The 24,311-nt window shown below is 71.1% G+C and carries 24 protein-coding genes; 9 read left to right on the top strand and 15 right to left on the bottom strand.

From position 1 onward, the window contains the following. Positions 1-76: 76 nt before the first annotated feature. From DEJ27_RS14880 to DEJ27_RS14865, 4 genes are read right to left on the bottom strand one after another with little or no spacing between them, the layout of a single operon-like run. Positions 77-595, bottom strand: coding sequence for a cupin domain-containing protein (locus DEJ27_RS14880; RefSeq protein WP_250895887.1), 519 nt, complete (start codon positions 593-595; stop codon positions 77-79). Further along, entirely contained in the window at positions 592-1,977 is a 1,386-nt protein-coding gene (locus DEJ27_RS14875) for an amidohydrolase family protein (RefSeq protein WP_111091299.1), read from the bottom strand. Before DEJ27_RS14875 ends, DEJ27_RS14880 begins: the two co-directional genes overlap by 4 nt. Beyond that, complete coding sequence (locus tag DEJ27_RS14870; protein ID WP_111091298.1) at positions 1,974-3,689, bottom strand: adenosylhomocysteinase; 1,716 nt, start codon at positions 3,687-3,689, stop codon at positions 1,974-1,976. Before DEJ27_RS14870 ends, DEJ27_RS14875 begins: the two co-directional genes overlap by 4 nt. Positions 3,690-3,726: 37 nt before the next feature. Continuing rightward, positions 3,727-4,665 (bottom strand): PrsW family intramembrane metalloprotease, encoded by a 939-nt coding sequence (locus DEJ27_RS14865; RefSeq protein WP_110862378.1) that lies wholly within the window; start codon positions 4,663-4,665, stop codon positions 3,727-3,729. 74 nt (positions 4,666-4,739) lie between these two features. Between DEJ27_RS14865 and DEJ27_RS14860 the strand changes: the two genes are divergently transcribed. The 6 genes from DEJ27_RS14860 (at position 4,740) to DEJ27_RS14835 (ending at position 8,866) form a co-directional block, all read left to right on the top strand. Next, positions 4,740-5,009: a glutaredoxin family protein gene (locus DEJ27_RS14860; RefSeq protein ID WP_111091297.1), complete on the top strand. Its 270-nt coding sequence runs from the start codon at positions 4,740-4,742 to the stop codon at positions 5,007-5,009. Between the two features lie 146 nt (positions 5,010-5,155). Beyond that, the gene (locus DEJ27_RS14855) at positions 5,156-6,040 is read left to right on the top strand and encodes an amidohydrolase (RefSeq protein WP_111091296.1); all 885 of its coding nucleotides are present in this window, start codon (positions 5,156-5,158) and stop codon (positions 6,038-6,040) included. Positions 6,041-6,082: 42 nt separating this feature from the next. Beyond that, positions 6,083-6,931: a fumarylacetoacetate hydrolase family protein gene (locus DEJ27_RS14850; RefSeq protein ID WP_111091295.1), complete on the top strand. Its 849-nt coding sequence runs from the start codon at positions 6,083-6,085 to the stop codon at positions 6,929-6,931. Further along, positions 6,931-7,716: an SDR family NAD(P)-dependent oxidoreductase gene (locus DEJ27_RS14845; protein ID WP_111091294.1), complete on the top strand. Its 786-nt coding sequence runs from the start codon at positions 6,931-6,933 to the stop codon at positions 7,714-7,716. The genes DEJ27_RS14850 and DEJ27_RS14845 overlap by 1 nt, the downstream gene beginning before the upstream one ends. Positions 7,717-7,816: 100 nt before the next feature. After that, on the top strand, positions 7,817-8,494 hold the full coding sequence (locus DEJ27_RS14840) for a FadR/GntR family transcriptional regulator (protein WP_110862381.1): 678 nt from the start codon (positions 7,817-7,819) through the stop codon (positions 8,492-8,494). Between the two features lie 96 nt (positions 8,495-8,590). Then, complete coding sequence (locus DEJ27_RS14835; protein WP_027466577.1) at positions 8,591-8,866, top strand: GlsB/YeaQ/YmgE family stress response membrane protein; 276 nt, start codon at positions 8,591-8,593, stop codon at positions 8,864-8,866. Between the two features lie 90 nt (positions 8,867-8,956). On the opposite strand, the gene DEJ27_RS14830 is transcribed toward DEJ27_RS14835, so the two are convergent. The 9 genes from DEJ27_RS14830 to DEJ27_RS14790 form a co-directional block, all read right to left on the bottom strand. Next, positions 8,957-9,919, bottom strand: a complete 963-nt coding sequence (locus DEJ27_RS14830; protein WP_111091293.1) for an aldo/keto reductase — start codon at positions 9,917-9,919, stop codon at positions 8,957-8,959. Further along, on the bottom strand, positions 9,916-10,236 hold the full coding sequence (locus DEJ27_RS14825; RefSeq protein WP_110862383.1) for an L-rhamnose mutarotase: 321 nt from the start codon (positions 10,234-10,236) through the stop codon (positions 9,916-9,918). Before DEJ27_RS14825 ends, DEJ27_RS14830 begins: the two co-directional genes overlap by 4 nt. Beyond that, positions 10,236-11,561 (bottom strand): alpha-L-fucosidase, encoded by a 1,326-nt coding sequence (locus tag DEJ27_RS14820; protein WP_110862384.1) that lies wholly within the window; start codon positions 11,559-11,561, stop codon positions 10,236-10,238. Before DEJ27_RS14820 ends, DEJ27_RS14825 begins: the two co-directional genes overlap by 1 nt. A gap of 50 nt (positions 11,562-11,611) precedes the next feature. After that, complete coding sequence (locus DEJ27_RS14815) at positions 11,612-12,502, bottom strand: carbohydrate ABC transporter permease (RefSeq protein ID WP_110862385.1); 891 nt, start codon at positions 12,500-12,502, stop codon at positions 11,612-11,614. After that, positions 12,495-13,469 carry a carbohydrate ABC transporter permease gene (locus tag DEJ27_RS14810; protein WP_111091292.1) on the bottom strand — a complete coding sequence of 325 codons (975 nt, stop codon included), beginning with the start codon at positions 13,467-13,469 and terminating at the stop codon, positions 12,495-12,497. Before DEJ27_RS14810 ends, DEJ27_RS14815 begins: the two co-directional genes overlap by 8 nt. A 108-nt stretch (positions 13,470-13,577) precedes the next feature. Then, positions 13,578-14,813, bottom strand: coding sequence for a sugar ABC transporter substrate-binding protein (locus tag DEJ27_RS14805; protein ID WP_258370371.1), 1,236 nt, complete (start codon positions 14,811-14,813; stop codon positions 13,578-13,580). Positions 14,814-14,858: 45 nt separating this feature from the next. Continuing rightward, the gene (locus DEJ27_RS14800; RefSeq protein WP_111091290.1) at positions 14,859-16,196 is read right to left on the bottom strand and encodes an enolase C-terminal domain-like protein; all 1,338 of its coding nucleotides are present in this window, start codon (positions 16,194-16,196) and stop codon (positions 14,859-14,861) included. Positions 16,197-16,436: 240 nt separating this feature from the next. After that, positions 16,437-17,030 (bottom strand): TetR/AcrR family transcriptional regulator, encoded by a 594-nt coding sequence (locus DEJ27_RS14795; RefSeq protein WP_111091318.1) that lies wholly within the window; start codon positions 17,028-17,030, stop codon positions 16,437-16,439. A 64-nt stretch (positions 17,031-17,094) separates the two neighbouring features. Then, complete coding sequence (locus DEJ27_RS14790) at positions 17,095-19,155, bottom strand: MDR family MFS transporter (protein ID WP_110862389.1); 2,061 nt, start codon at positions 19,153-19,155, stop codon at positions 17,095-17,097. 169 nt (positions 19,156-19,324) lie between these two features. On the opposite strand from DEJ27_RS14790, the gene DEJ27_RS14785 reads away from it, so the two are divergent. After that, positions 19,325-20,275: a phosphotransferase family protein gene (locus tag DEJ27_RS14785; protein ID WP_111091289.1), complete on the top strand. Its 951-nt coding sequence runs from the start codon at positions 19,325-19,327 to the stop codon at positions 20,273-20,275. A gap of 71 nt (positions 20,276-20,346) precedes the next feature. After that, entirely contained in the window at positions 20,347-20,736 is a 390-nt protein-coding gene (locus tag DEJ27_RS14780; RefSeq protein ID WP_110862391.1) for a hypothetical protein, read from the top strand. A 34-nt stretch (positions 20,737-20,770) separates the two neighbouring features. On the opposite strand, the gene DEJ27_RS14775 is transcribed toward DEJ27_RS14780, so the two are convergent. Continuing rightward, a complete protein-coding gene (locus DEJ27_RS14775) occupies positions 20,771-22,228 on the bottom strand; it encodes an SPFH domain-containing protein (protein ID WP_110862392.1) in 1,458 nt (485 codons plus the stop codon). A 176-nt stretch (positions 22,229-22,404) separates the two neighbouring features. Next, on the bottom strand, positions 22,405-23,232 hold the full coding sequence (gene nadE, locus DEJ27_RS14770) for an ammonia-dependent NAD(+) synthetase (RefSeq protein ID WP_110862399.1): 828 nt from the start codon (positions 23,230-23,232) through the stop codon (positions 22,405-22,407). A 453-nt stretch (positions 23,233-23,685) separates the two neighbouring features. Between nadE and DEJ27_RS14765 the strand changes: the two genes are divergently transcribed. Beyond that, positions 23,686-24,123: a MarR family winged helix-turn-helix transcriptional regulator gene (locus DEJ27_RS14765; RefSeq protein WP_111091288.1), complete on the top strand. Its 438-nt coding sequence runs from the start codon at positions 23,686-23,688 to the stop codon at positions 24,121-24,123. The last annotated feature ends 188 nt before the right edge of the window (positions 24,124-24,311 follow it).

The following is a 24,311-nucleotide window of genomic DNA, read 5'->3' as shown; positions in this document are numbered from 1 at the left end:
CTTCGTGCGAGGGGGGGTGGGGGCAGGTCGAAGTGTACTTCGCGGTGGGATACCAACGCGAAACGGTGTCGCGGTGCTACTCGGCGGCAGGGTCCCCGTCGTCGGCCATCGTGAAGTCGTCGAACGAGAAGCCCGGCGACACCAGGCAGCTCAGCAGCACCTCGCCGTCGCCCGGGATCGTCCGCTGCCACACGCCGCCGCGCACGAACGCCTGCGCGTCGTTCACCCGGTCGCGTCCGGCGTCCGGGCCGAGGGTGATCGTCGCGCCGGGCTCGGGGACGTCACCGTCGCCGCCGAGCTGCAGGTCGACGGTGTCCGGGCCGTGCCACATCCAGATCTCGTCGCTCGTGACCCGGTGCCAGGCGGAGGCCTCGCCCGGGGGCAGCAGGAAGTGGATCAGCGTGGCGGCGGGACGCTCCCCCGCGGGGGTGGTGACCGTCGCCGGCGAGGTCCAGGTGCGGACGTACCAGCCGCCCTCGGGGTGCGGTTCCATGCCGAGGGCGATCGCGCGCTTCGGGACGTCGAGCCACTCGATCAGCTCACCGGTGACGGTTCGGCGTGCGGCCATGCCGGGGTGGGGTGCGGACTCGGTCATCGTTCCTCCTGGTGCGGTGCGGCGGTGTCCATGTGCGGTGAAGCCGGTTCGGTGACGACGCCCGCCGCCGCGCGGACGACCCCGCGGATCACGGTGGCGGCCGCCCGCCCGGCGCCGTCCTCGACGAGCTCGGCGAGCGCGTCCGGCACCGTGCGGGCGTCGACGTCGAAGACCGCCAGGTCGGCACGCGCCCCGACGGCGAGGTGCCCGATGCGGTCCGACCCGACGGCGAGCCCCATCGCGTGCGCACCACCGAGGGTCGCCGCTGCGAGCAGCCGCTCGTGCAGGTCGCGGTGCCCGTAGCCCTGGGCGCGGGCGATCCGGTGCAGTGCGGTGACGTCGGCCATCAGGTCGAGGGACGGTGACGACGACAGGGAGTCGGTGCCGATCGCGATCGGGCTGCCCTCGCGCAGGTAGTCGGCGACGGGCGGCGGGTCGAGGCCGATGACGGCGTTGGAGCGGGGGCACAGCGCCACCGCGGTGCCCCGGGCCCGCAGGAGCGCCCGGTCGGCAGCCGTCATGTACACGCCGTGGGCGATGTGGCAGTCCGGCCCGAGCACACCGAGCCGATCGACGAACGCGGTGGCGCTCGCACCGAAGCCCAGGGCTCGCAGCGCCCGGAACGACGGCACGTTCGCCAGGTGCCAGTCGTTCCCGTGGCCGACGCCGTCGACCCCGTCGAGTCCGGGGACCGGACCGAGGGCGATGCGCTCCCCCTCGAACGCCGCCTCGCCGAGGTGCAGGTGCAGCCGCAGGCCGCGCTGCCGCACGATGTCGGGGAGTTCGAGCAGGGGAGCGACCTCGAGGGAGTACGGCGCGTGCGGCGACAGGCCTGCACCGGGTGTCGTGGGGATCCGGTCGAGTTCGTCGAGCACCTGGTCGCGACCGTGCGACTGCCAGGCGTCGTTCTCCCAGTCCATCACCTCCCAGTACGCGATGCCGCCGAGCCCGGCGTCCTGCAGCGCGGTCGAGGCCTCGATGTCGGTGACGATGTCCGCGATGCTCGTGACGCCGGCCAGGATCGACGACCGCGCACCGTCCGCGGCTTCGGCCCGCCAGTCGTGCGGTTCGGCGTAGTCGACGTTGAACGCTGCGGCCCAGTCCTCGAACCCGTTGTACTGGCGCTGGCCGACACTGGCCATGCCGGTGTACTGGAGGTGCGAGTGCGCGTTCACGAGGCCGGGCAGGAGCGCGCCACGCCACTGCCGCTCGGTGAAGGTCGCGCCGGACCCGGTGAGCTGGTCGATGACCCACGACCGGTCGCCGACGTGCAGGATGCGGCCGTCCTGCACGGCCACCGCGCCGTCGGCGATCGGCGGCGCGGTCATCGGGACGACGACGCGCGCCGAGTGCACGGTGACCGGGTGTGGACGGGCGCTCATGCCGGGTCTCCGAAACGGTGGGTCCGGACGTCCGGCTCGCGGTCCGCCGGGTGCTCAGCGGGAAGGCCGGGAGGCACCGGTCGGCTCCCGAAGGCGGCGAGCGCCGCGCGGGCGGTCACGTCGTCGACCGCGGGGTCGATCGGCACGACGGCACGCTCCAGCTCGTCGCCGCGTTCCAGGAGCATCCGGACGGCGCCGAGCTGCACGGCGAACGACAGGTCCATGATCTCGACCGGGTTGCCCTCGGCCGCGGTGATGTTGATGCAGCCGCCGTCGTCGAGCACGATCGGTCCGCCGTCGGCCCCGGGGAACACGAACCGCTCGGCCTTCGGCCCCACGTCCTGGCGCCGGGCCCCGGCGGCGAGGGCGTCGTCGATGGCGATCTCCTGGTCGACCCCTCCGGCGACGGCCAGGACCGCACCGTCCGCGCAGGCACGGAGCACGTCGAGGTCGATGGTGTCCGGCACCCCGGTGGCGCTCATCACGAGGTCGGCGTCGCGCACCGCCTCGGCGAGCGGGGCCACGGCGTACCCGGCGAACCGCGCCTGCAGGGCGCGGACGGGGTCGGTCTCGGCGACCGTCACGCGGAGCCCGAGGGCGGTGAGCACCAGGGCGACCCCCTCACCGACGTGTCCGAACCCGGCGACGACCCCCGTGCCTCCCGTAACGACGCGGTGCGTGCCGGGCGCGAGTCCGTCGACCAGGTCGAGCACCGCGAAGACCGTCGACTGCCCGGTGCCGTACCGGTTGTCGAAGAACGTCTTGGTGCGGGCGTCGTTCACTGCGACCACCGGGATGCCGAGTTCGCCGCGCGCCGCAAGTACACGCAGGGGCCGGAGGCCGCTCGTGGTCTCCTCGGCGGCTCCGAGCATCGTCGGAAGCAGGTCGGGGCGTTCCTGGTGGGCGAGCCGGATGACGTGCGAGCCGTCGTCGAGCAGGATGTGCGGCGCGGTGTCGAGCATCGCGAGGGCCAGCTGCTTCTGCTCGGCCAGCGTCGCCGTGCTGCTGGCGAACACCGTCAGGCCGGCGGACCGCAGCGCTTCGGCGACGGCGTCGTCGGTCTCGTCGGCGTGGGCGTAGACGACGACCTCGGCACCAGCGTCACGGAGCAGCAGGCTGAGCACGGCCGTCTTGGGCTCGAGGAACATCGCGACGCCGATGCGTGTGCCGCGCAGGAGCCCACCGTCGCGGAGTTCCGCGGCGACCGAGCGGGCGACCGGCATCGACCGTCGTGCCCAGCGCAGGCGGGCGTCCGCCGCGGGGTCGTCCTCGGGGTCGCGGCCGGTGGACACCAGGAAGACGTCGTCGGAGAGCATCGGGACGGCGAGCACGCCGGGGCGGGCGGGTGCGACGGGGCCGAAGGCGTCCTCGTCGACGGCGGGCAGGTACCGGCCGGCGTCGATGACGACCAGGGTGGTGCCGCGTGGGCGGTCGGCGGCCTGCTCGACCGCAGGGGTCGATTCGTCGGGCGTCCCGAGGCACCAGAGCTGGTCGACGAGGTCGGACGGCTGCGGCAGGTTCGACTGCGGCTGCGGCTCGGCTTCGCGCGCGCCGAGTGCGGTCAGCAGGTGCCGGAGTGCGTTGGCGTCACGGGGGTCGCCGCCGACGATGCGGAACCGGCGTGCGGCGACGATCAGGTTGGTCGCTGCGGCGAAGCGCCGGACGGCCGCCGAGGCCCAGGCCAGCGTCTCGGCGTCGGGTGCTGGCGGCATGTGCCAATCGTAGGGCGACCGGCGGCGGCGATCGGGTTCAGCGCAGGTGGCCGGGTCCTGGCGTCGTGTCCCAGCCGTCGGGTGTCGGCTCGGCCGGAGTTCGCCCGCGGTGGTGGCGGAGCACACCGACGAGCACGGCCACCCCGATCAGGCTCACGATCGCGAGCCCGATCACGTAGACGGTCGTCACGATCCCGCCGACCGCCGCGGGGACCATGCCGTACTGCGCGGCCGAGAACGGGACCCCGGACACGACGAACGCGATCAACGTGGCGATGGTGCCGTTCGCGTCCCACAGCCCGTGCAGCACCGAGACCACCACGTACGCGACGATCGGCGGCCACGACCAGTGGAAGCGGGCACGCCCGGTGGCCGCACCGAAGAGCACCGCACCGAGGATCGCGGTCCAGAGCACGTGCCCGACCGGCGCCAGCACCGCGCGGACCACCTCGGTCTGCAGGAGCGACGCCAGGTCGATCCCCCGGGCCGTGATCGCCGCGTTGAAGGCGTAGCCGGCGGACTCGAACGCGGCGAACCCGGCCCCGATCGTCGCGCCGAGCAGCGCACCCTGCCTCGCCGTCTTCGGGCGGACGCGCCACCCCACGACGACGAGCAGGACGCCCTTCACGAACTCCTCGACGAACCCGACGACCAGGTACAGCCCGGCTCCCTGCTCCAGGTCGGCCTCGAGCAGCGACGCCCCGAGCACCCCGAGGATCCCGCCCACGAAGAACGCCGTGACGAGCTGCATGGTGCTGACCGTGCCGGTGACCCGTTCGATCACGAACAGCACGACGGTGAACGGCACGAGGAAGCTGCCGAGCAGGATGATCGTCGGCACGAGGTTCGTGTTCTGCGTCGACACCGTGACGATGATCGTGACGACCCACAGCACGAAGCCGACGAGCAGGGTCTTCCACCACCAGCCGTGGCGGTGGTGGGGGTGTGCGACGGGCGTGTCCCAGGGCAGGCTCATGGGCACATCGTGCTCCGGGCAGGGCGAGGGGCGTCACGGGAATGCCCGGGGGCGCTCCGACGTACTCTCTGCACATGAGCGATGCGACGACTGCCCCCGACCGCGTGACCATGTTCGGCGCCGACTGGTGCCGCGACTGCCGTCGGTCCAAGGCGCTGCTCGACACCCTCGGCGTGGACTACGAGTACGTCGACGTGGAGCAGGACCTGTCCGCCGCCGACCGTGCCGAGGCGATCAGCGGCCGGAAGAACATCCCCGTCGTGGTGCTGCCCAACGGCAAGCACTTCGTCGAGCCGTCCGACGCCGAGCTGCGGGCCGAACTCGAGGCCTCGGGCATCGTCTGATCGGCGCTCGCCCCTGCGACCCCACGCGCTCAGCGACACCTCACGCGCCGCAGCGTCCGTGAGGTGTCGTTGAGCGCGAAAGGTCGCCGCACCGGCGGCACCGGCCGCACCGGGCGGACATCGGATGAATCGGGCATCATGATCGCGTGATCATCGACGCTCACCACCACCTCTGGGATCCCGCCGACCGGTCGTACCCCTGGATGGACGACTCGGTCGCTCCGATCCGCCGCCTGTTCGACGTGGACGACCTGATCGCCGCCGCCCGGGGCACCGACGTCACCCGGACGATCGTCGTGCAGGCCGTGCACGACCCCGGCGAGACCGCGTGGCTCCTCGAGCAGCCCGAGCCGGTCGCCGGCGTCGTCGGCTGGGTGGACCTGACCGCCCCCGACGTCGCCGACCGGATCGCCGCCGTCGTCGCGCGACCCGATGGCGACCGGCTGGTCGGCAACCGCCTGGTCGGCATCCGGCACCAGGCGCAGGACGAACCGGACCCGGACTGGCTCGCCCGGCCCGAGGTCGTCCGCGGGGTCCGCGCCGTGGCCGCCGCCGGCCTGGTGTTCGACGTGCTCGTCCGCGCGCGGGAGCACCGCGCAGCCCTCACGCTGCTCGACGCCGTGCCCGAGGGCTCGTTCGTCCTCGACCACGCCGGCAAACCCGACATCGCGGGCGGGGACCCCGGGTGGCCGGGCCGGATCGACGACTTCGCCGCGCGTCCGAACGTGGCCTGCAAGGTGTCCGGACTGTTCACCGAGGCCGGCCCGGAGTGGCGACGGCAGCCCGTCGACCGGTACGCCCGGCAGGTGATCGAGTGCTTCGGCCCGGAGCGGTCGCTGTTCGGGTCCGACTGGCCGGTCTCGACGCTCGCCACGACGTACGACGACGTCGTGTTGCGGACCACCGAAGCGCTGGGCGACCTGTCCCCGGACGAACGGCAGGCGGTCCTCGGCGGGACGGCGGAGCGCACCTACCTGCACGGCAGGACCCTCAGCACCCGGAACCTTGTCGGAGCCCCGGACCAGACATAGGATGTCTCTGGTTGCGCCGGTGCAGCCGGAGAGCGAGGAACGATGCAGTTCGCACGACTCGGCCCCGCGGGCGGCGAGATCCCCGTCGCGGTCGACTCCGACGGCGAGGTCCTCGACCTCCGCCCGATCACGACCGACATCAGCGGGGCGTTCCTGGCGTCCGACCCGGTCACCCGCGTCCGGCACGCGCGGAGCGCCGGCGACGTCCGAGCGCTCCCCGACGCCGAGGGCCTCCGCCGCGGCGCACCCGTGGCACGCCCCGGCAAGGTCGTCTGCATCGGCCTGAACTACCGCGACCACGCCGCCGAGACCGGTGCCGAGATCCCGACCGAGCCGATCGTGTTCATGAAGGACCCGATGACGGTGATCGGGCCGGACGACGAGGTCCTGATCCCCCGCGGCAGCGAGAAGACCGACTGGGAGATCGAGCTCGCCGTCGTCATCGGGCGGACCGCCCGCTACTGCGACTCCGACGAGGCCGCGAGCGCCTGCATCGCCGGGTACGCCATCGCGAACGACGTCTCCGAACGGGCCTTCCAGCTCGAGCGGGGCGGGCAGTGGGACAAGGGGAAGTCCTGCGAGACGTTCAACCCCCTCGGCCCGTGGCTGGTCACCCCCGACCAGGTCGACCCGGCGGCGCTCGCGCTCCGGCTCACCGTCAACGGAGTGGTCCGCCAGGACGGCACCACGGCCGACATGATCTTCCGACCCGTCGAGATCGTCCGGTACCTGTCGCAGTTCATGGTGCTGTACCCGGGCGACGTCATCAGCACCGGCACCCCGGCGGGGGTCGCCCTCGCCGGGCACGCACCGTACCTGCAGCCCGGCGACGTGGTCGAGCTCACCGCCGACGGGCTGGGTTCGCAACGACAGACGGTGGGAGCAGCCTGATGGCCGACACGACCGCCCAGACCGGCACGACCGGAACGCCCCGCAGCCACGCGGGTCTCCGCGCGATCGTCACCGGCGGCGCCTCCGGCATCGGCGCGGCCATCGCGGCCGCGCTGCACGAGCGGGGCGCAGCGGTCGCGGTGCTCGACCTGCAACCGTCCACCGCCAAGGAATTCGTCTCCGTCACGTGCGACGTGTCGTCCGACGAGTCCGTCCGTGCCGCGGTCGCCTCGGCGGTCGACCAGCTCGGGGGTCTCGACGTGCTCGTCAACAACGCCGGCATCGGCGCCCAGGGGACGGTGGAGGACAACACCGACGACGAATGGCGACGCGTGTACGAGGTCAACGTGCTCGGCGCCGTGCGCCTGTCCCGCGCCGCACTCCCCCACCTCCGAGCGTCGGACAGCGCGAGCATCGTCAACACGTGCTCCGTCGCGGCCACCGCCGGGCTGCCCCAGCGGGCGCTCTACTCCGCCACGAAGGGGGCGATCTCCGCACTCACCCGCGCGATGGCCGCCGACCACGTCCGCGAGGGCATCCGCGTCAACGCCGTCAACCCCGGTACCGCGGACACCCCGTGGGTTGCACGACTCCTGTCCTCCGCGGACGACCCGGCCGCCGAACGCGCCGCGCTCGAGGCACGTCAGCCGCACGGACGCCTGGTGCAGGCGGCGGAGGTCGCCGAGGCGGTCGCCTACCTGACGAGCCCGCTCGCCCGGTCGACGACGGGCGTCGAGCTGGCGGTCGACGGCGGGATGCAGGCGCTCCGGCTGCGGCCGGCCTGATGGTCGCCCCGCGGCTCCGCCGCACCGGCCTGGAGGCCCGTCCCGGGTATCGTCGGGACGTCCCGTCGCGCACGCGGCCGGGTCCACAGGAGGTGGTGACGTGGCGTCGTTGACCGATGATGCGATCGCACGCATCCAGCAGATGATCGTCAGCGGCGAGCTCCAACCCGGCCAGCGCCTCCCGCCCGAGAAGGAACTGAGCGAGTCGCTCGGACTGTCCCGCAACAGCCTGCGCGAAGCGGTGAAGGCGCTCGAGCTCATCCGCGTCCTCGACGTCCGACGCGGCGACGGCACCTACGTGACGTCGCTCGAACCGGGCGTCCTGCTCGAGGCGGTGTCGTTCGTCGTCGACATGCACCACGACCGGTCGCTCGTCGACCTGCTCGAGGTGCGCCGCATCCTGGAACCGGCGTCCGCCGTCCTGGCGACGGCCCGCGCCACGGAGCAGCAGATCGACGAGCTCGCGACCCTGATGCAGTCCGTCGGCGAGGACACCGGCGTCGAGGACCTCGTCGCCCACGACCTGCTGTTCCACTCGACCATCGCGGGCATCGGCGGCAACCAGTACCTGTCCGGGCTGCTCGACGCGCTGTCGAGCAAGACGGTGCGGGTGCGGGTGTGGCGCGGACTGACGCAGAACGGGTCGGTGCAGCGGACGCTCGACGAGCACGCGGCCATCGTCGACGCCATCCGGCGCCGGGATCCGCAGCTCGTGCAGGCCCTCGTCGTGTCGCACGTGGAAGGTGTCGAGCGCTGGTTGCGACGCTCACTCGACTGAACCCGACAGTCCTCCCAGGAACCTCGGAGTTGTGTCAGTCCTCGGCCCTGACTCCGGCAACCATGCCGCGGCAACCGCACCCACGAGGAGGACACCGTGCTCGGTCTCATCATCAGCTTGATCATCATCGGACTCATCGCCGGCGCTCTCGCCCGGCTCATCATCCCCGGCAAGCAGAACATCGGCATCCTCATGACGATCGTCCTGGGCATCGTCGGTTCGTTCGTCGGCGGGTTCCTCGGGTTCCTGATCTTCCAGCACGACCCGATGGACGGCTTCTTCCAGCCGGCCGGCATCATCGGCTCGATCATCGGCGCCATCATCGTGCTGTTCATCTACACGCGGGTCGCCGGCCGCGGTTCGCGTCGCTAGGCACCACGCTGCCGGTCCGACCGGCGCACCACCGAAGGCACCCCGAACCACGCAACCGCGTGGTTCTGGGTGCCTTTCCTCGTGCGCGGGTCAGACCGCCAGCAGCCCGCCCGCGCGCAGGTCGTCCCACAGCGCCTCCGGCACGTGGGCGGCGGACCGGGCGACGTTCGAGCGCACCTGGTCGGCGGACTGCGCTCCGAGGGCGATCGCCGCGACCGCCGGGGCCCGGCGTGGGAACGCCAGCGCAGCCTCGGGCAACGTGACCGCGTGGCGCTCGCACACGTCGGCGATGGCGTTCGCCCGGTCGATGAGCGCCGTCGGCGCCTCGGCGTAGTCGTAGGTCGACCCCACCGCGGGTCGCTCCTGCCCGAGCAACCCCGAGTTGTAGACACCGACCGCCACCACGGCGACGCCGAGCGCAGCGCACCGCGCCACCAACGCCGCCCCGGGCTGCTCGAGCAGGGTGTACCGACCGGCGAGCATGACGACGTCGCAGAGCCCGGTGTCGACGGCCGCCGACAACGCCTCGACCGAGTTCGACCCGACCCCGACCGCCCGCACCACGCCCTCGTCGCGCAGCTCGGCGAGCGTCGGGAGCGCCTGGGTCAGGCCGTCGGTGAGCGAGTAGACGTCCGGGTCGTGCAGGTAGGCGACGTCGACGTGGTCGAGCCCGAGCCGTCCGAGCGACTCGTCGAGCGACCGCCGCACGCCCGACGGCGACGGATCCCACTGCCGCACGGTGTCGTTCGGCACCGCGAAGCCGCCGGAGGCCAGGTCGTCGCCGTCGCCACGGCCCGGCACGAGCAGCCGTCCGACCTTGGTCGACACGAGGAAGTCCTGCCGGGGGCGTCCGGCGAGCGCCACCCCGAGTCGTCGTTCGGACAGGCCGAGGCCGTAGTGCGGCGCGGTGTCGAACCCGCGCACCCCGGCGTCCCAGGCAGCGTCGACCGTAGCGCGGGCGTCGTCGTCGGAGACCGGGCGGAGCAGGTTGCCGATCCCGGCGCCGCCCAGCCAGAACGGTCCACGGTCGAACTCCTGAGCGGATTGCGTCATGCCTGTCCTTCCAGGGTCCAGACGAGCGGGATCCCGTCGTCGTCGCCCGAGTAGTCGTCGTCCGCTTCGAGCAGGGGGTTGATGACCGCCTGCCAGGCCGCGTTCACCGGGTCGTCCGCCAGCGCGCGGCGCATCGCACGGTAGTCCTCGACCTCGATCAGGTGCACCAGGTCCTGCCCGTCGCGCCAGATGCTCCAGTTCGACACCCCGGCGGACCGCAGCCGGTCGGCCAGTGCGGGCGGGATCGCCGCGTGCGCCTGCTCGTAGTCGGACTCCCGTCCGGGCCGCAGCCGGGTGCGCGAGAGGATCCGCTGCATCAGTCGCGCAGGAAAAGCTCGACGACCGGCACGGCGACGTCGGGTCGCACGATCGGCAGCGTCAGGGTGAGCGTGCCTGCGGGCTGGCCGCCGAGACCGGTGTTCTGCGCCCGGGTGCCCGGTGGGATCTCGCGGAAGTGGATCTCCGACGCGTCGTTGAGCAGCTGCGCGTACGCCACCTTGCCGGCGAGGTCCGGCAGGTGCACGTGCTCGAACGGCCACGCGAACAGGTGCAGGTACAGGCGGTTGCCGTTCTGCGTGTAGACGGTGTTCCGCGGGGCGACGAACCGCGAGGGCCCGGCGCCGTACACCGAGCGGGCGTGCTGTCGCATCCACGTCCCGATGCCGTCGAGCGTCTGCCGCGAGACCCCGTCGAACTCGCCGCGACCGGTCGGTCCGATGTTGAGCAGCATGTTCCCGTTGTTCGAGACGCCGTCGACGAGCATGCGGACGAGCAGGTCGACCGGCTTCAGGTTCGTGTTGTCACGGTCGTAGCCCCACGAACCGTTCAGCGTCTGGCAGGCCTCCCACGGCACCGGGACGCCGTCGACCTCCATCGGCTTGTCGGGCTGGTACTGCTCCGGGGTGACCAGGTCGCCGGGGATGTCGAGCCGGTCGTTCACGATGATGCCGGGCTGCAGGCGCTTCGTCAGCGCCATGAGCTCCTCGGAGCCCCACTCGTCCTGGCCCTTGCCGCCCCAGATGTCCTCGTGGTCGTTGTCCCGGTACGAGAAGTCGTAGAACAGGTAGTCGACCTGCCCGTAGTCCGTCAGGAGTTCCTCGATCTGCCCGTGCAGGTACTCCCGGTACCGGGTCATGTCGCGCCCCTCGTTCAGCGCCGTGATCGCCTGCTCGCCGTCGTCCCGCCGCGGGTGCACGCCGTCGACGGTGAAGTCCGGGTGGTGCCAGTCGATCAGCGAGTGGTAGAAACCGACGCGCAGCCCCTCGGCACGGACGGCGTCGACGAACTCCCGGACGATGTCCCGGCCGAAGGGGGTGTTCGTGGACTTGTAGTCGGTGAGCGCGGTGTCCCACAGGCAGAAGCCCTCGTGGTGCTTCGTCGTGAGGACGACGTACTTCATCCCCGCCTGTCGTGCCCGACGCGCCCAGTCCGCTGCGTCGAACAGGTCCGGGTCGAAGTGGTCGAAGTACTTCTGGTAGTCCTCGTCGGTGATCCGTTCGCGGTTCTTCACCCACTCGTGCCGTGCCGGCAGGGCGTACAGCCCCCAGTGGATGAACATGCCGAACCGGTCGTGGGAGAACCACGCGGGGAACCCCGCGGCGTCGGTCGCGGTCTGCGGCTCGGCAGGTGCGGTGATGGTCATGTGGCCAGTGTTCCTTTCAGGGGAGGACGAGGGGAGACGCCACGGCAGCGCTACCGGCCGCCGAGGCCGCTGGTGACGATGCCCTTGACGAGGTGCTTCTGGAGCAGGATCAGCAGGATCACGGTGGGCAGCATCGAGATCACCGACGCCGCCATCACGAGGTTCCACTCGGAGCCCTGCTGCCCGAAGAACTGCTGCAGGCCGAGCGGGATGGTGCCGCGGGCCTCGACGTCGTTGACGATGACGAGCGGCCAGAGGAACGAGTTCCAGTACGCGATGAACGAGAACACGGCGAGGACCGCCATCGTGGGTCGGGCGAGCGGGAGCATCACCGAGAAGAACGTCCGGATCGCTCCGGCACCGTCCACCCGTGCAGCGTCGTCGAGCTCCTGCGGCACGGTGAGGAAGAACTGCCGCACCAGGAACGCGCCGAGGGCCGTGAACGCCCACGGGATGATGAGCGCCTGGAAGGTGTCGACCCACCCGAAGCCCTGCATCATCACGTACATCGGGATCACGAGCACGTCCTGCGGGATCATCAGCGTCGCGAGGAACAGGATGAACACCGTGTTCCGGCCGCGCCACCGCAATCGCGAGAACGCGTAGCCGGACAGCACCGCGACGGCGACGTTGATCGCCGTCCCCGCCGCGGCGACGAAGACGCCGTTCAGGATGAACCGGGCGAACGGCAGGTACGTGAACGCCTGCGCGTAGTTGCCCCACTCGATGGACGAGCCCCACAGCGTCGGCGGTGTGGTGAACACGTCGGCCGACGGCTTCAGGCTCGTCGCCACCATGTAGATGAGCGGCGAGACGAACAGCAGGGCCACCAGGCACAGCAGCACGTAGCCCACCGCGTGGCGCACCCGGCCGGACTGCCGGTGCGTGCGGGGCAGCGCCCGCGGGTTGATCGTCCGGTTGGACGAGGTCAGCTCAGTCATAGTGCACCCACCGCTTCTGTCCGAGGAACTGGATGGCCGTGATGCCGAGGATGATGACGAACAGCACCCACGCCCCGGCCGACGCGAGCCCGAGCTGCTGGGTCTGGAACCCGGTGTTGTAGATGTACTGCACCAGGGTCTCGGTGGCGGTGCCCGGGCCGCCCTTCGTCAGGACGAACGGCTGGACGAACACCTGGAACGAGGTGATCAGGGTCATCATCGTGGCGAAGAAGATCGACGGCGAGATGAGCGGGAACTTGATCCGCCAGAACATCTGCCACGCGTTTGCCCCGTCGAGCGCTGCGGCCTCGATCTGGTTCTCCGGCACGGAGTCGAGCGCTGCCGAGAAGATCAGCATGTTGTAGCCGAACCCCTGCCAGACGCTCATCGCGACGACGGCGAGCATGGCCCAGTCGTCGTCGGCCAGGAAGTTCGGCGCGTTCACGCCGACGGTCGACTGCAGCGTCGCGTCGATGGCACCGCCCGGCTGGTACAGCATCCGCCAGACCACGACGTTCGCAACGATCGGCGTGATGGTCGGGATGAAGAACAGCACGCGGAAGACGTGCCGGTGGCGGATCTTCGGCGTGAGCCAGGCCGCGAGCCCCAGGGACACGACCAGGTTGAGCGGCACGTAGAGCACGACGAACAGCACCGTGTTCAGCGTCACCGTGCGGAAGATCGGGTCGGAGAACAGCTGCGCGTAGTTGGACAGGCCTGCCCACGAGCGTTCGCCGAGCATCGGCCAGTTCATGAAGCTCACGACGAGCGACGCGAGGATCGGGAACGCCGTGAACACGACGAGGCCGATCGAGTGCGGAGCGGCGAAGGCGGCGCCCCACCAGGAGCGGCGGCCGAGCTCGGCGTCGGCGCCGCTGTCCTTCCGGCGCGGGGCCGCGCCGGTCGCGACCGCGACCGCGGGGGCGGGCAGCGCCGCCTCGGCGGGTGGGTCCTGGATGGTGGTCATGCGACGACCTCCTCGTCGTTCGCGCGGTCCTGGTCAGGGGATGGGACGGACCGGGAGGCGCGGGGCGGGGTCGACCCGCGCCTTCCGTCCGTCAGGGGGTGACGCTCGTCACTGCGAGCCGAGCTGGCTCGCGATGGACGACATCGTCTCCTTGCCGGAGGTCTGTCCGTTCACCGCCTGCAGGGCGTACTGCGCGAAGAGCTGGTTGAGCTGGTCGCTCTGCTTGTTGCCGGGCAACGGGGTGGCGTTCTCGAGTCCGGTCTTCAGGGCGTCCTCGACCCCGTCGATGCCGGCGTTGTCGTACCAGGCCTGCTGCGCCGCGGTGCGTGCCGGGAAGGCGCGCCCCTGCTCGGCGAGCGAGGTGAGCGTGGCTTCGTTCGTCATCGTGGTGATGGCCTTGAACGCCTGCTCGGGGTACTTGCACTGCTTCGAGATGCCGAACCCCGACCCGGCGGCGAAGGAGCTGGGTCCGTCCGTGCCCGAGGGGATGGTCGTGATGCCGAGGTCGAACTTGACCTTGGCCTTCTGGCTGATGATCGACCAGGGGCCGTCGCTGTACATCGCGACGTCACCGGACACGAACGCGTTGTCGTCGGTGGAGCCGTCGGTGCTCGCCTGTGTGGCGTAGCCGTCCTTCACCAGACCGCCGATCCAGTCGAGCCCCTCGGCGAACTCCGCGTTCGAAGCGTCGAGCGTGCCGTCGTCCTCGATGACCCGACCGCCGTTGTAGCCGAGGATCATCGACTCGAGGGGGATGTCCTCGACGCTCGTGCCCCAGATCGGCGTGCCCGCGGCCTCGAGCTGCTTCGCGGCGTCCTCGAACTCGTCGACCGTCCAGCCCGGCTTCGGCTCGTCGACGCCCGCCTTCTCGAAGATGTCCTTGTTGTAGAACATGACCATGGGGCCGGTGTCGTACGGCAGTCCGTAGAGCTTGCCGTCGACCCGCATCCCGTCGAGCCCGGTCTGGTCGTACTCGCTCAGGTCGAGGTCGGCCTTCTTCGCCATGTCGTCGATCGGCACGAGAACGTCCGTGTAGTTCGCGGCGCGGAGCGACTGGATGCTCACGATGCAGGGTGCGGTGCCGGTGGACAGCTGGGTGCGGAGCTTGGTCCAGTAGTCGTTGAAGGGTGAGCCCTGGATCGAGACGTCCACGTCGTCGTCGGTCTTGACCGTGTCGGCGACCTTCTGCCACGCGGCCTTGTCCTCCTTCCCGGCGATCCACATGGCCCAGGTGAGGGAGTCCTCGGACTGGCCGTCGCTGGCGCTGCTGCCAGCGGAACAGCCGGTGAGCACGAGCACGGCAGCTGCTGCTGCCGCCAGCCCGGCGGTGCGTCGTCGTTGCATCGGTGTCTCCACTTCGTCGTGGTGATGGGGTGTGCGGTGGGGTGTTCAGGCGACCCGGACGGCGTCCGGGACCCGATCGGGATCGGACTCGGCCCAGACCGGGCCGTCCGGGAACGCGTGGGTGGTCAGGGTGTCGGCGCGCATCTCGGTGCCGGCACCGGGCGCGGTCGGCGGCCAGTAGCGGCCGTCGTGGACGTCGACCGGGGTCACGAAGTGCTCGTGCAGGTGGTCGACGAACTCGATGCACCGGGTGTCGAGGTCGCCGGTCAGGGCGACCGCGTCGAACATCGACAGGTGCTGCACCGCCTCGCACAGGCCGACCCCGCCGGCGTGCGGGCAGACACGGACGCCGTGCTTGGCGGCGAGGAGCAGGATCGCCAGGTTCTCGTTCACCCCGGCGACCCGGGTGGCGTCGATCTGCAGCACCGACATCGAACCGGCCTGGATCAACTGCTTCGCGATCACCCGGTTCGCCATGTGCTCCCCCGTCGCGACCGGGATCGGGGCGATGCGCCGGGCGATCTCGGCGTGGGCGAGGATGTCGTCCGGGCTGGTCGGTTCCTCGACCCACGCGACGTCGAAGGGGCGGAGTCGTTCAATCCACGCCACGGCCTCGTCGACGTCCCAGCGCTGGTTCGCGTCGATCGCGATCCGGATGTCCGGGCCCACGGTGGCGCGGGCGATGCCCATCCGGCGGACGTCCTCGCCCACGTCGCCGCCGACCTTGAGCTTGATCTGGGTGAACCCGTCGTCGACCGCTTCCCGGCACAGCCGCGCGAGCTTCTCGTCGTCGTAGCCGAGCCAACCCGGGGTCGTCGTGTAGGCGCGGTAGCCCTCGCGCTCCAGGCGGGCCCGGCGTTCGGCACGCATCGGTCGGGCGGCGCGGAACAGTTCGAGCGCCTCGGCCGGGGTGATCGCATCGGTCAGGTACCGGAAGTCCACCAGGTCGACGAGCTCCTCGGGGCTCAGGTCGGCGAGCAGTGCCCAGAGCGGCTGCCCCGCACGCTTCGCCCGGAGGTCCCACAGGGCGTTGACGACGGCGCCGATCGCCATGTGCATGACGCCCTTCTCCGGGCCGAGCCACCGCAGCTGCGAGTCGTGCACCATCGCGCGCCAGGTGCCGCCCATGTCGGCGAGGACGGCCTCGGCATCGGCACCGACGACGTGTCCACGAAGCGCCGCGATCGCCGATTCCTGCACCTCGTTGCCGCGGCCGATGGTGAAGACGAAGCCGGTGCCGACCAGGCCGTCGAGCGCGTCGGTGGTGATCTCGACGTAGGCGGCGGAGTAGTCGGGTGCGGGGTTCATGGCGTCGGACCCGTCGTGCTCGCGCGAGGTCGGGAACCGGATGTCGTGCACGTGCAGACCGGTGATGCGGCTCATCTGTGTCTCCTGCCGTCCGGTCTCCGTCGACCGAATGGTGCAATCAAAACATCCGATGTCTTGCGCGTCAAGAGGCTTGTTCTTGCTGTTCTGGCGAAAGTCATCGCGCAACCGTCCGATGACTGACGGCGCGACGGTGTGGACGCGACCACGGCCTGGAGGCGCGGTGCGGGTCGGACCCGCACCGCGCCTCCAGGCCGTGGTCGCCCCGCGCCGGGGACGACACGATGGTCACGCTGGTCAGGCGGCGGCGAGCCGCCCCATCTCCCCGACGACCGCGCGCAGCCGCGCAGCCAGTTCGTCGCGGGAGCCGTCCGCCGATCGGTGGGCGGACTCGATCACGGCCGCCATCACGAGGGTGGTCGCGGTCCGCCCGGTGTCCTCGCCGACCCGCTCGGCGGCGACCGCCAGCACGGTCTGGCGCGCGTGGGCCATCCACTGCAGCATCGCCGGGACCATCTCGGGGCGTGCTCGGACGAGCTCCTTCATGCGCTGGCGGTCCGCCGGCAGGGAGACCGTCTGCGCGACGAGGTCACAGAGGTCGGCCACGAGCGGGCCCTCGGAACCGAGGAACACCGCACGCGCCTCGTCCGGCACCGTCGTCACCGGCAGCCCCAGGGCGGCGTCGGCCTTCGACGGGAAGTAGTTGAAGAACGTCCGCGGGGAGACCCCGGCGTCCGCGCAGATCTGCTCGACGGTCACCCCGGCGAGCCCGTGGTCGGTGACGAGGGCGAGCGCCGACCGGTGGATGGCGGACCGGGTCTGCTGCTTCTTGCGCTCCCGCAGGCCGCAGTCGGTCGGGGCGGTGGCCTCGGTGGTGGTCGGCTGGTGCACGTGCTGCTCCTGGTTCGCGCGGTGCCGGGCCTCCGCGTCCTGCGACGAAGAGGCCCGGCGTGACTCAGACCTGCGACCGACCACCCTGGACGGGGATCGAACCGGTGACCGGGGCGGTGGGCGAGCCCATCGTGTCCGCAGCCCGCACGGCCTGCGCCTCGAGGTCGTCGGCGGTGCCGGCGTCGTCCGCCTGCTCCTGCAGGGCCGAGCTCTTGCGGAGCGGCGGCGCCTTGAAGAAGAAGCTCAGGACGAACGCGAGCAGGATCACCGCGAAGCCGACCCAGTAGACGGTCACGGCCGAGGCGTTGAACCCGGACATGAACGGCCGGGTCAGGGCAGCGTCCGCACCGTTGAGGTACGACGTGTCGCTCGTCTCGGCGTTCGAGTCGCTCGAGTCATTCGCGCCCTTGTCGATCTGCTTCGACAGTTCCGGGGCGAGCTGGTCCACCCAGTAGGTGCGCTGCGCCGAGTCCGACCAGTCGACCACGAGCCGGCCGTCCTGCACGCTGGCGTGCGCCTTTTCGGCGGCGGCGGTGAGCGCCTGCTGCTGCACGGCGTCGGGAGCCCCGGCGGTGGCCTGGGTCACCTGGTCGGTGGCGGTGTCGAGGCCGGACTGCACCTGCTGCTGGAGCGGGGTGACGATCGGGTCCCAGATCTGGTCCATGACGCCCTGGTTCGCCTTCGCGCTGGCGACCTCCGGGTCGAGCGCCGCACTGAGGGCGGGCTCGAGGTTCGACTCGTCCGCCGTGGCGTGCAGGATGTTCGTCGGCATGAGCGAGAACAGGACGGACAGCAGGACGGCGGTGCCGAGCGTGCCACCGATCTGGCGGAAGAACGTGGCGGACGACGTCGCCACACCCATGTCACGCGGCTGCACCGAGTTCTGGGAGGCCAGGGTGATGCTCTGCATGAGCTGGCCGAGGCCGAGGCCGATCAGGAACATGCCGATCATCAGGAACCACAGCGGCTTGTCGATCGTCATGAACGTCAGGACGACGTAGCCGAGCGACACCAGGGCCGTGCCGATGACCGGGAAGATCCGGTACCTGCCGGTGCGAGCCACGATCTGCCCCGAAGCGATCGAGGCGATCATCAGGCCACCGATCATCGGCAGCGTCGCGAAGCCGGACTCGGTCGGCGTCAGGCCGGTGACGATCTGCAGGTAGAGCGGGATGGTGAGCATCGCGCCGAACATCGCGAAGCCGACCAGGAAGCCCAGGATGGTCGCCATCGAGAACGTGCTCGAGCGGAAGAGCTTGAGCGGGATGATCGCGTCGTCCTGCATGCGGGTCTCGATCACCAGGAAGGCGACGAGGCCGAGCGCACCGATGACGTAGCAGGCGATCGCGCTGGCCGAAGCCCAGCCCCACGTGCGGCCCTGCTCCGCGACGAGGAGCAGCGGCGCGAGCGTGACGATGACCGAGGTCGCGCCCCACCAGTCGATGCGCGGCTTGGCCTTGGCCTCGCCGAACTTCGGCAGGTGCAGGAACGCGATCACCATGAGGAGCGCGGCGACGCCGATCGGCACGTTGATCAGGAACACCCAGCGCCAGCCGGTGATGCCGACGATCGAGCTCGCGCCGGCGAACAGGCCACCGATGAGCGGACCGATCACGGACGAGATGCCGAAGACCGCCAGGAAGTAGCCCTGGTACTTCGCCCGCTCACGGGGCGCGAGGATGTCGCCCATGATCGCGAGCGGGAGCGACATCAGCGCACCGGCACCGATGCCCTGGAACGCGCGGAAGGCGGCGAGCATGGTCATCGACGTCGACAGGGTCGAGAGCAGCGACCCGAGGATGAAGACCGCGATGCCGAAGATGTAGAGCGGGCGACGGCCGAAGACGTCGGAGAGCTTGCCGTAGATCGGCGTGGTGATGGTCGAGGCGATCAGGTAGGCCGTCGTGACCCAGGCCTGCTGGTCGAGGCCGTGCAGGTCGTCGCCGATCGTGCGGATCGCCGTGCCGACGATGGTCTGGTCGAGCGACGACAGGAACATGCCCGCCATCAGGCCGTAGATGACGAGCAGGATCTGGCGGTGCGACATGATCGGCTTGCCCGGCGTGCTCGCCGGGGAGTCCTGTCGTCCGCGCGACACCTCGACGGGTGCGGTGGCAGTGGACATGCGGGGTTCCTCACAGGGGATGTGGCGTGGTGGTCGTCGGCCTGGTCGGCGCCCCGATCGAGGGTCGACCTTGCAGGCTCTGCAACTTTACACCGTCAGCACCTTTGCTGCGAGCGCAAAGTTGCCGAGTGTGCACGTTCGTGTACGGGTTCTCAGGTACCGTCGGCGCATGGGGCGAACCACCTGGACCGATGTACCGACGACGCTGCGGGAGCAGGTGGAGGGGGTACTGGGCGGTCCGGTCCTGACCGCCGAGTCCCAGGCGGGCGGGTGGTCTCCCGGCAGCGCCGACCGGGTGACCACCGCGGCGGGGCAACGAGCCTTCGTGAAGACGGTGTCGCGCTCGCGCAACGAGGCCGCCCTCGAGCTGCACCGCCGCGAGGCCGCGGTCATGGCCCAGCTGCCGACCACCGTGCAGGCGCCACGGCTGCTCGACGCGCCCCACGCCACGGTCGACGGCGACGACTGGGTCGCGCTCGTGCTCGACGACGTCGCTGGGCAGCACCCGGGCAGGCACCTCGACGGATCGGACACGACGGCCGTGCTCGACGCACTCCACACACTGCCGCTCGCGACCGACGGGCTGGCGGCGCTCCCCCGTATCGCCGAGGATCTGCGCGGTGAGTTCGGCGCCTGGGACCGTATGCTGGCTGACGACTCGAACGCCGTCCGCGTCGCCGAGGTCATCCCGCCGCACGTCCTCGAAGCCGGCCCCGCGATCGCCCGCGCGGCTTCGGGGGCAGCTGCACTCGTCGACGGCGAACACCTCGTGCACGCCGACTGCCGAGCGGACAACCTGCTCGTCGACGACGCCGGGCTCGTCTGGGTGGTGGACTGGCCCTGGGCGAGCGTGGGCGCGCACTGGCTCGACCCCCTGACCTACCTGCTCGACACGCTCGTCCGCGGCGAAGACGACGACGTCGAACACCACCTCGCCACGCACCCCGTCTTCGCCGGGGTGCCCGCCGCGACGATCGACGCTGTGCTGGCCGGGCTCGCCGGGCTGTTCTTCGAGCACGCCCTGCCCCCGGCACCGCCGAACATGCCCACCATCCGCGACTTCCAACGGCGCGAGGGTGTCGCCGCCGCCGAGTGGCTGCTCCGCCGCTGGGCCGCCTGACGGCCCGCCCGCGCGCCCGGGGGACGCATCTGTCCAGGGAGCGCAGCGCACCGGAGCGTACGGTCCACCGCATGACTGATGAGCACCGCACCCCGCGTCCCGAAGACGACGCCGCGCGCCTCGGTCTCGTCGTCGTCGGAGAGGCAGCAGCCCTGCAGTCCGGCGACGAGGCGGCACTGGACGCGAGCGAGCAGAACATCCGCGAAACGATCGACGAACTGGTCGACGAACCACTGACCCCGCGGCAGGAGGAGGTCGTCGAGCGACTCGCGTCGGCCGGCGGCACGCTGACCGCCGGGCTCAGCGGCGCCCTCGCCGCCCAGAGCGGTCGCAGCGTCGACGACGTGCTCTCGGGCGCGGCCCGCAGTGTCGTCTGGCAGCAGCGGCTCGCGGACGAGCGTGAGGACGCCGGCGCACAACAGCGCGACCCGCAGAACGAGAACGGGCGCGACGAGGGCTGATCCCCCGTCGCGCCCGCTGCAGGCACCCGCTCGGTTACTCGGCCGGCTCGACCTGGGGCACCGGCTGCTCGCGCACGACGGCGCGGGCAGCGGCCTGCCCTGTCGTGGTGCTCTTCACGATGTCGCTCAGCGTGAACCCGGCGGTGGCACCGAGCAACGCATCGACCTCGCTGAACTGACTGACGACACTCTTCGACAGCGCACCGGCGCCGTCGGAGGACACCACGGTGAGCGTGTCGATGTTGCTCATCGGTGCGGCGAGTTCGCGGGCGATGCTCGGCAGCGTCTCGATCGCCTTGACCCGGAGGACGGCCTCGGAGTGCTGCGCGAGCGCGTCGGCCTGCGCCTTGGTCGCGTCGGCCTCGGCCTGACCCTTCGCACGGATCGCGTCGGCGGCAGCTTCACCCTCGGCGCGTGAGGCGTCGGCGGCGAGCTTGCGGGCGTCCGCCTCGGCCTTCGCCTCGGCCGCGACGGCCTCTGCGGAGATCCGGCGGGCCTCGGCCTGGGCGCGTGCGGTCTCGACCTGGGCTCCAGCAGCGGCTTCGGCCTCGACGCGCGTCTTGCGCGCCTGGGCCTCGGCGACGGCGGAGACCTCGGACTCGAGCTCGGCACGGCGCAGCTCGGCACGCTTCTGCGCGGTGATCTGCTCCTGCTCGACGACGCCCTGCGCCGCACGGGCCTGGGCGAGCGGCCCGGCGGCAGCGGCTTCGGCGGAAGCGCGGTCGGCGTCGAGCTGCAGCGCCGCACGACGGATGGCCAGGGTATTCTCGGCCTCGGCGATCGCCTGGTCGGCGGTCGCGCGGGCTTCTCGCGCTTCACGGTCGGCCTGGGCCTCGGCGTTCTCGGCCTCGAGTCGCACGCGTGCACGCTCGGCACGGCCCAGGTCGCTGATGTACTCGTTGCGGTCCGAGATGCCCTTGATCTCGAACGAGTCGACGTCGAGCCCCTGACTGTGCAGGGCGTCCTTCGCGACGTCGAGCACGGCGACGGTGAGCTGGTCGCGCTTGCGGATGATGGTCGACACGTCGGTCGCACCGATCGAGGCGCGGAGCGAACCGGACAGGACCTCGCGCGCGAAGTCGTCGATCTTCTTCTCCTGCCCGAGGAACCGCTGCGCGGCCGCCCGGATCGAGGCGTCGGTCTCGCCGACCTTGACGAGCGCGACGGCCTCGACGTCGATGGTGACACCGCGGGAGTCCTGCGCGTTGACGTTGATGTCGATCGCACGCGAGCTGAGCGACAGCTTCGCGACCTTCTCGAAGAAGGGGCGGACGAGCACGCCGGCGCCGAGCACGACCTTGATGCCGGACTCGACGGTCTCGGTGCCATCGGCGTTCTTGACCTTGCGGGAGCGCTTGCCGGTGATGATGAGCGCTTCGTCGGCACCGGCGTTGCGGTACACGACCTTCGCGTAGATCAGCGCGATCACGGCGAGGACGATGATCCCCACGATGACCAGCGGGACGGCTCCGAGCGCGAACAGGACTTCCATGACTCCCCCTCCGGACCAGGCGGCAGCCTGGATTCCGCATCTGTTGTTCCGTTGGCTCCCATCCTAGGAGCGCATGCGGACAGCCGGAGCGCGAGGTGGAGAGATGGGGACAACAGACCGGAGGCTCGGTGCAGGATCACCTGCACCGAGCCTCCGGACCGGGGTTGCGTCAGCGACTACGCGCCCGCACGCCACCACTCGTCGAAGGGCGTCGCCGGCACCTGACGCTTGTGCTCCGTCGCGCGGTAGCGCGACTCGATGGCCTCGGCGACCTCGACCGGCACGTCGTGTCCCTGCAGGTAGGCGTCGATCTCGGCGTAGGTGAGCCCGAGGTTCGCCTCGTCGGTCTGCCCGGGCAGCTCGTCGAGCAGGTCGGCGGTGGGTGCCTTCTCGTACAGGCGGGCCGGTGCGCCGAGGTGCTCGAGCAGCTGCCGCCCCTGGCTCTTCGACAGCCCGGTGAGCGGGGTGAGGTCGACGCCGCCGTCGCCGTACTTGGTGAAGAAGCCCGTGACGGCCTCGGCCGCGTGGTCCGTGCCGACCACCAGCAGGCCGCGCTGCCCGGCGACCGCGTACTGGGCGACCATGCGCATGCGCGCCTTGACGTTGCCCTTCACGAAGTCGCTCAGCTCGACACCCGAGGCCGCGGTGTCCTCCATGACCCCGTCGACCCCGTGCTCGATGTTCACGGTGATGCCCGGGTCGGCCGCGATGAACTGCAGGGCGAGCTGGGCGTCGTCCTCGTCGGCCTGCACCCGGTAGGGCATGCGGACGGTCGTGAACTCCGCCGGGTGACCCTCGGCGCGGAGCGACTCGACCGCGAGCTGGGTCAGGCGGCCGGCCAGGGTGGAGTCCTGCCCGCCGCTGATGGCGAGGAGGTACCCCTTCGCCCCGGTCGTCAGCAGGTAGTCGCGCAGGAACCCGACACGACGGGCGACCTCCTGCTCCGGGTCGATGGTCGGCTGGACGTTGAGGTCCGCTGCGATGGCGGCTTGGAGTTCACGCACCACCCCAGTATCACGCCGATCCGGCTCCGTGGACCGGCAGGTTCCCGAAGACGCCGATCGGATCGACCGCGAGGTCCCGGGGCGGCGGTGACTCGATCACCACCGCCCCGGGGATCCGCGACGACCCGAACGTGTCGCGGACCCGGTGAGGCGGACGCCGGTACCCGCCGACGCCCGTCCTGGTCAGGCACGACGAACTCGTCGCGCCGGGATCGCGGTGGGTCGTCCGTGGTGTGGCACGGTGCCTCCTCCTCCGACGGGGTCCGCCGCTGATCCGCCCCCGGTGGTGAGCCGAGGGATGTGTGGGCCCGCCGAACGGGCCGAAGGCGGCTGGTGAGGCCGCTTCCTGTGCAAGTTACCAGGACCCGCGCGGCACTCGATGCCCCCGTTGTGGGGTCACTGCTCGGACCGGATCCGTTGACAGTTCGATGGCTAACAGTTAGAGTCCTGATCATGCAGGCACCGGACTTCACGACACCGCTCCAGCTCATGCGGTGGATCGGATGGGCACAGCGCAAGGGCGCCGAGGAGTGGGTCCGCGAGCGCGACCTCACCCACGAGCAGTCGTTCGTGCTCGGGTACCTGCAGGAACACCCCGGCGCCATCCAACGGGACATCGCCGAGGTCACCCGCACCAGCGCGGCCAGCGTCTCGAGTCTCCTGCAGGGGCTCGAGCGGCGTGGCCTGATCGAACGACGACCGGACGCCACGAACGGGCGGACGAAGACGGTGCACGCCACCCAGGCCGGCATCGACCTCATCGCCGGGTTCACCGACGCGATGGTCGCCCTCGACGACTCCCTGCTCGCACCGCTCGACGCGGACGAACGCGCCACCCTGCGGCGACTGCTGCAGAAGGTGACCGCGGAACTCACGCCGCCGACCCGCTAGCCGCACCGCCGCACCACCGCACCACCGCACCAGCGCACCACCCGCACCACCCGTGCCAGCGCACCACCCGCGCCACCGCCCGACCCGCTCACGCACCACGCGCCTCCCAGCCGGATCCGCCGGCGCGCCCTCGCGACCCCGCGATCCTGCTCTCTCGCGACCTCGCGACCCCGCGACCCCGCAACGCC

Source organism: Curtobacterium sp. MCPF17_018 (assembly GCF_003234135.1).
GTDB lineage: Bacteria > Actinomycetota > Actinomycetes > Actinomycetales > Microbacteriaceae > Curtobacterium > Curtobacterium flaccumfaciens.
This window is presented reverse-complemented; position numbering and strand designations above follow the sequence as displayed.

Excerpts from the sequence above, each read along its gene's own strand:
- DEJ27_RS14865 (WP_110862378.1), bottom strand. The coding sequence starts at position 4,665 with ATGAGCCTGCCCTGGGACACGCCCGTCGCACACCCCCACCACCGCCAC.
- DEJ27_RS14815 (WP_110862385.1), bottom strand. The coding sequence starts at position 12,502 with ATGACTGAGCTGACCTCGTCCAACCGGACGATCAACCCGCGGGCGCTG.
- DEJ27_RS14870 (WP_111091298.1), bottom strand. The coding sequence starts at position 3,689 with ATGCCGCCAGCACCCGACGCCGAGACGCTGGCCTGGGCCTCGGCGGCC.
- DEJ27_RS14805 (WP_258370371.1), bottom strand. The coding sequence starts at position 14,813 with ATGCAACGACGACGCACCGCCGGGCTGGCGGCAGCAGCAGCTGCCGTG.
- DEJ27_RS14820 (WP_110862384.1), bottom strand. The coding sequence starts at position 11,561 with ATGACCATCACCGCACCTGCCGAGCCGCAGACCGCGACCGACGCCGCG.
- DEJ27_RS14830 (WP_111091293.1), bottom strand. The coding sequence starts at position 9,919 with ATGACGCAATCCGCTCAGGAGTTCGACCGTGGACCGTTCTGGCTGGGC.
- DEJ27_RS14810 (WP_111091292.1), bottom strand. The coding sequence starts at position 13,469 with ATGACCACCATCCAGGACCCACCCGCCGAGGCGGCGCTGCCCGCCCCC.
- DEJ27_RS14785 (WP_111091289.1), top strand. The coding sequence starts at position 19,325 with ATGGGGCGAACCACCTGGACCGATGTACCGACGACGCTGCGGGAGCAG.
- DEJ27_RS14790 (WP_110862389.1), bottom strand. The coding sequence starts at position 19,155 with ATGTCCACTGCCACCGCACCCGTCGAGGTGTCGCGCGGACGACAGGAC.
- DEJ27_RS14845 (WP_111091294.1), top strand. The coding sequence starts at position 6,931 with ATGGCCGACACGACCGCCCAGACCGGCACGACCGGAACGCCCCGCAGC.
- DEJ27_RS14775 (WP_110862392.1), bottom strand. The coding sequence starts at position 22,228 with ATGGAAGTCCTGTTCGCGCTCGGAGCCGTCCCGCTGGTCATCGTGGGG.
- DEJ27_RS14850 (WP_111091295.1), top strand. The coding sequence starts at position 6,083 with ATGCAGTTCGCACGACTCGGCCCCGCGGGCGGCGAGATCCCCGTCGCG.
- DEJ27_RS14860 (WP_111091297.1), top strand. The coding sequence starts at position 4,740 with ATGAGCGATGCGACGACTGCCCCCGACCGCGTGACCATGTTCGGCGCC.
- DEJ27_RS14780 (WP_110862391.1), top strand. The coding sequence starts at position 20,347 with ATGACTGATGAGCACCGCACCCCGCGTCCCGAAGACGACGCCGCGCGC.
- DEJ27_RS14765 (WP_111091288.1), top strand. The coding sequence starts at position 23,686 with ATGCAGGCACCGGACTTCACGACACCGCTCCAGCTCATGCGGTGGATC.
- DEJ27_RS14800 (WP_111091290.1), bottom strand. The coding sequence starts at position 16,196 with ATGAGCCGCATCACCGGTCTGCACGTGCACGACATCCGGTTCCCGACC.
- DEJ27_RS14825 (WP_110862383.1), bottom strand. The coding sequence starts at position 10,236 with ATGCAGCGGATCCTCTCGCGCACCCGGCTGCGGCCCGGACGGGAGTCC.
- DEJ27_RS14880 (WP_250895887.1), bottom strand. The coding sequence starts at position 595 with ATGACCGAGTCCGCACCCCACCCCGGCATGGCCGCACGCCGAACCGTC.
- DEJ27_RS14875 (WP_111091299.1), bottom strand. The coding sequence starts at position 1,977 with ATGAGCGCCCGTCCACACCCGGTCACCGTGCACTCGGCGCGCGTCGTC.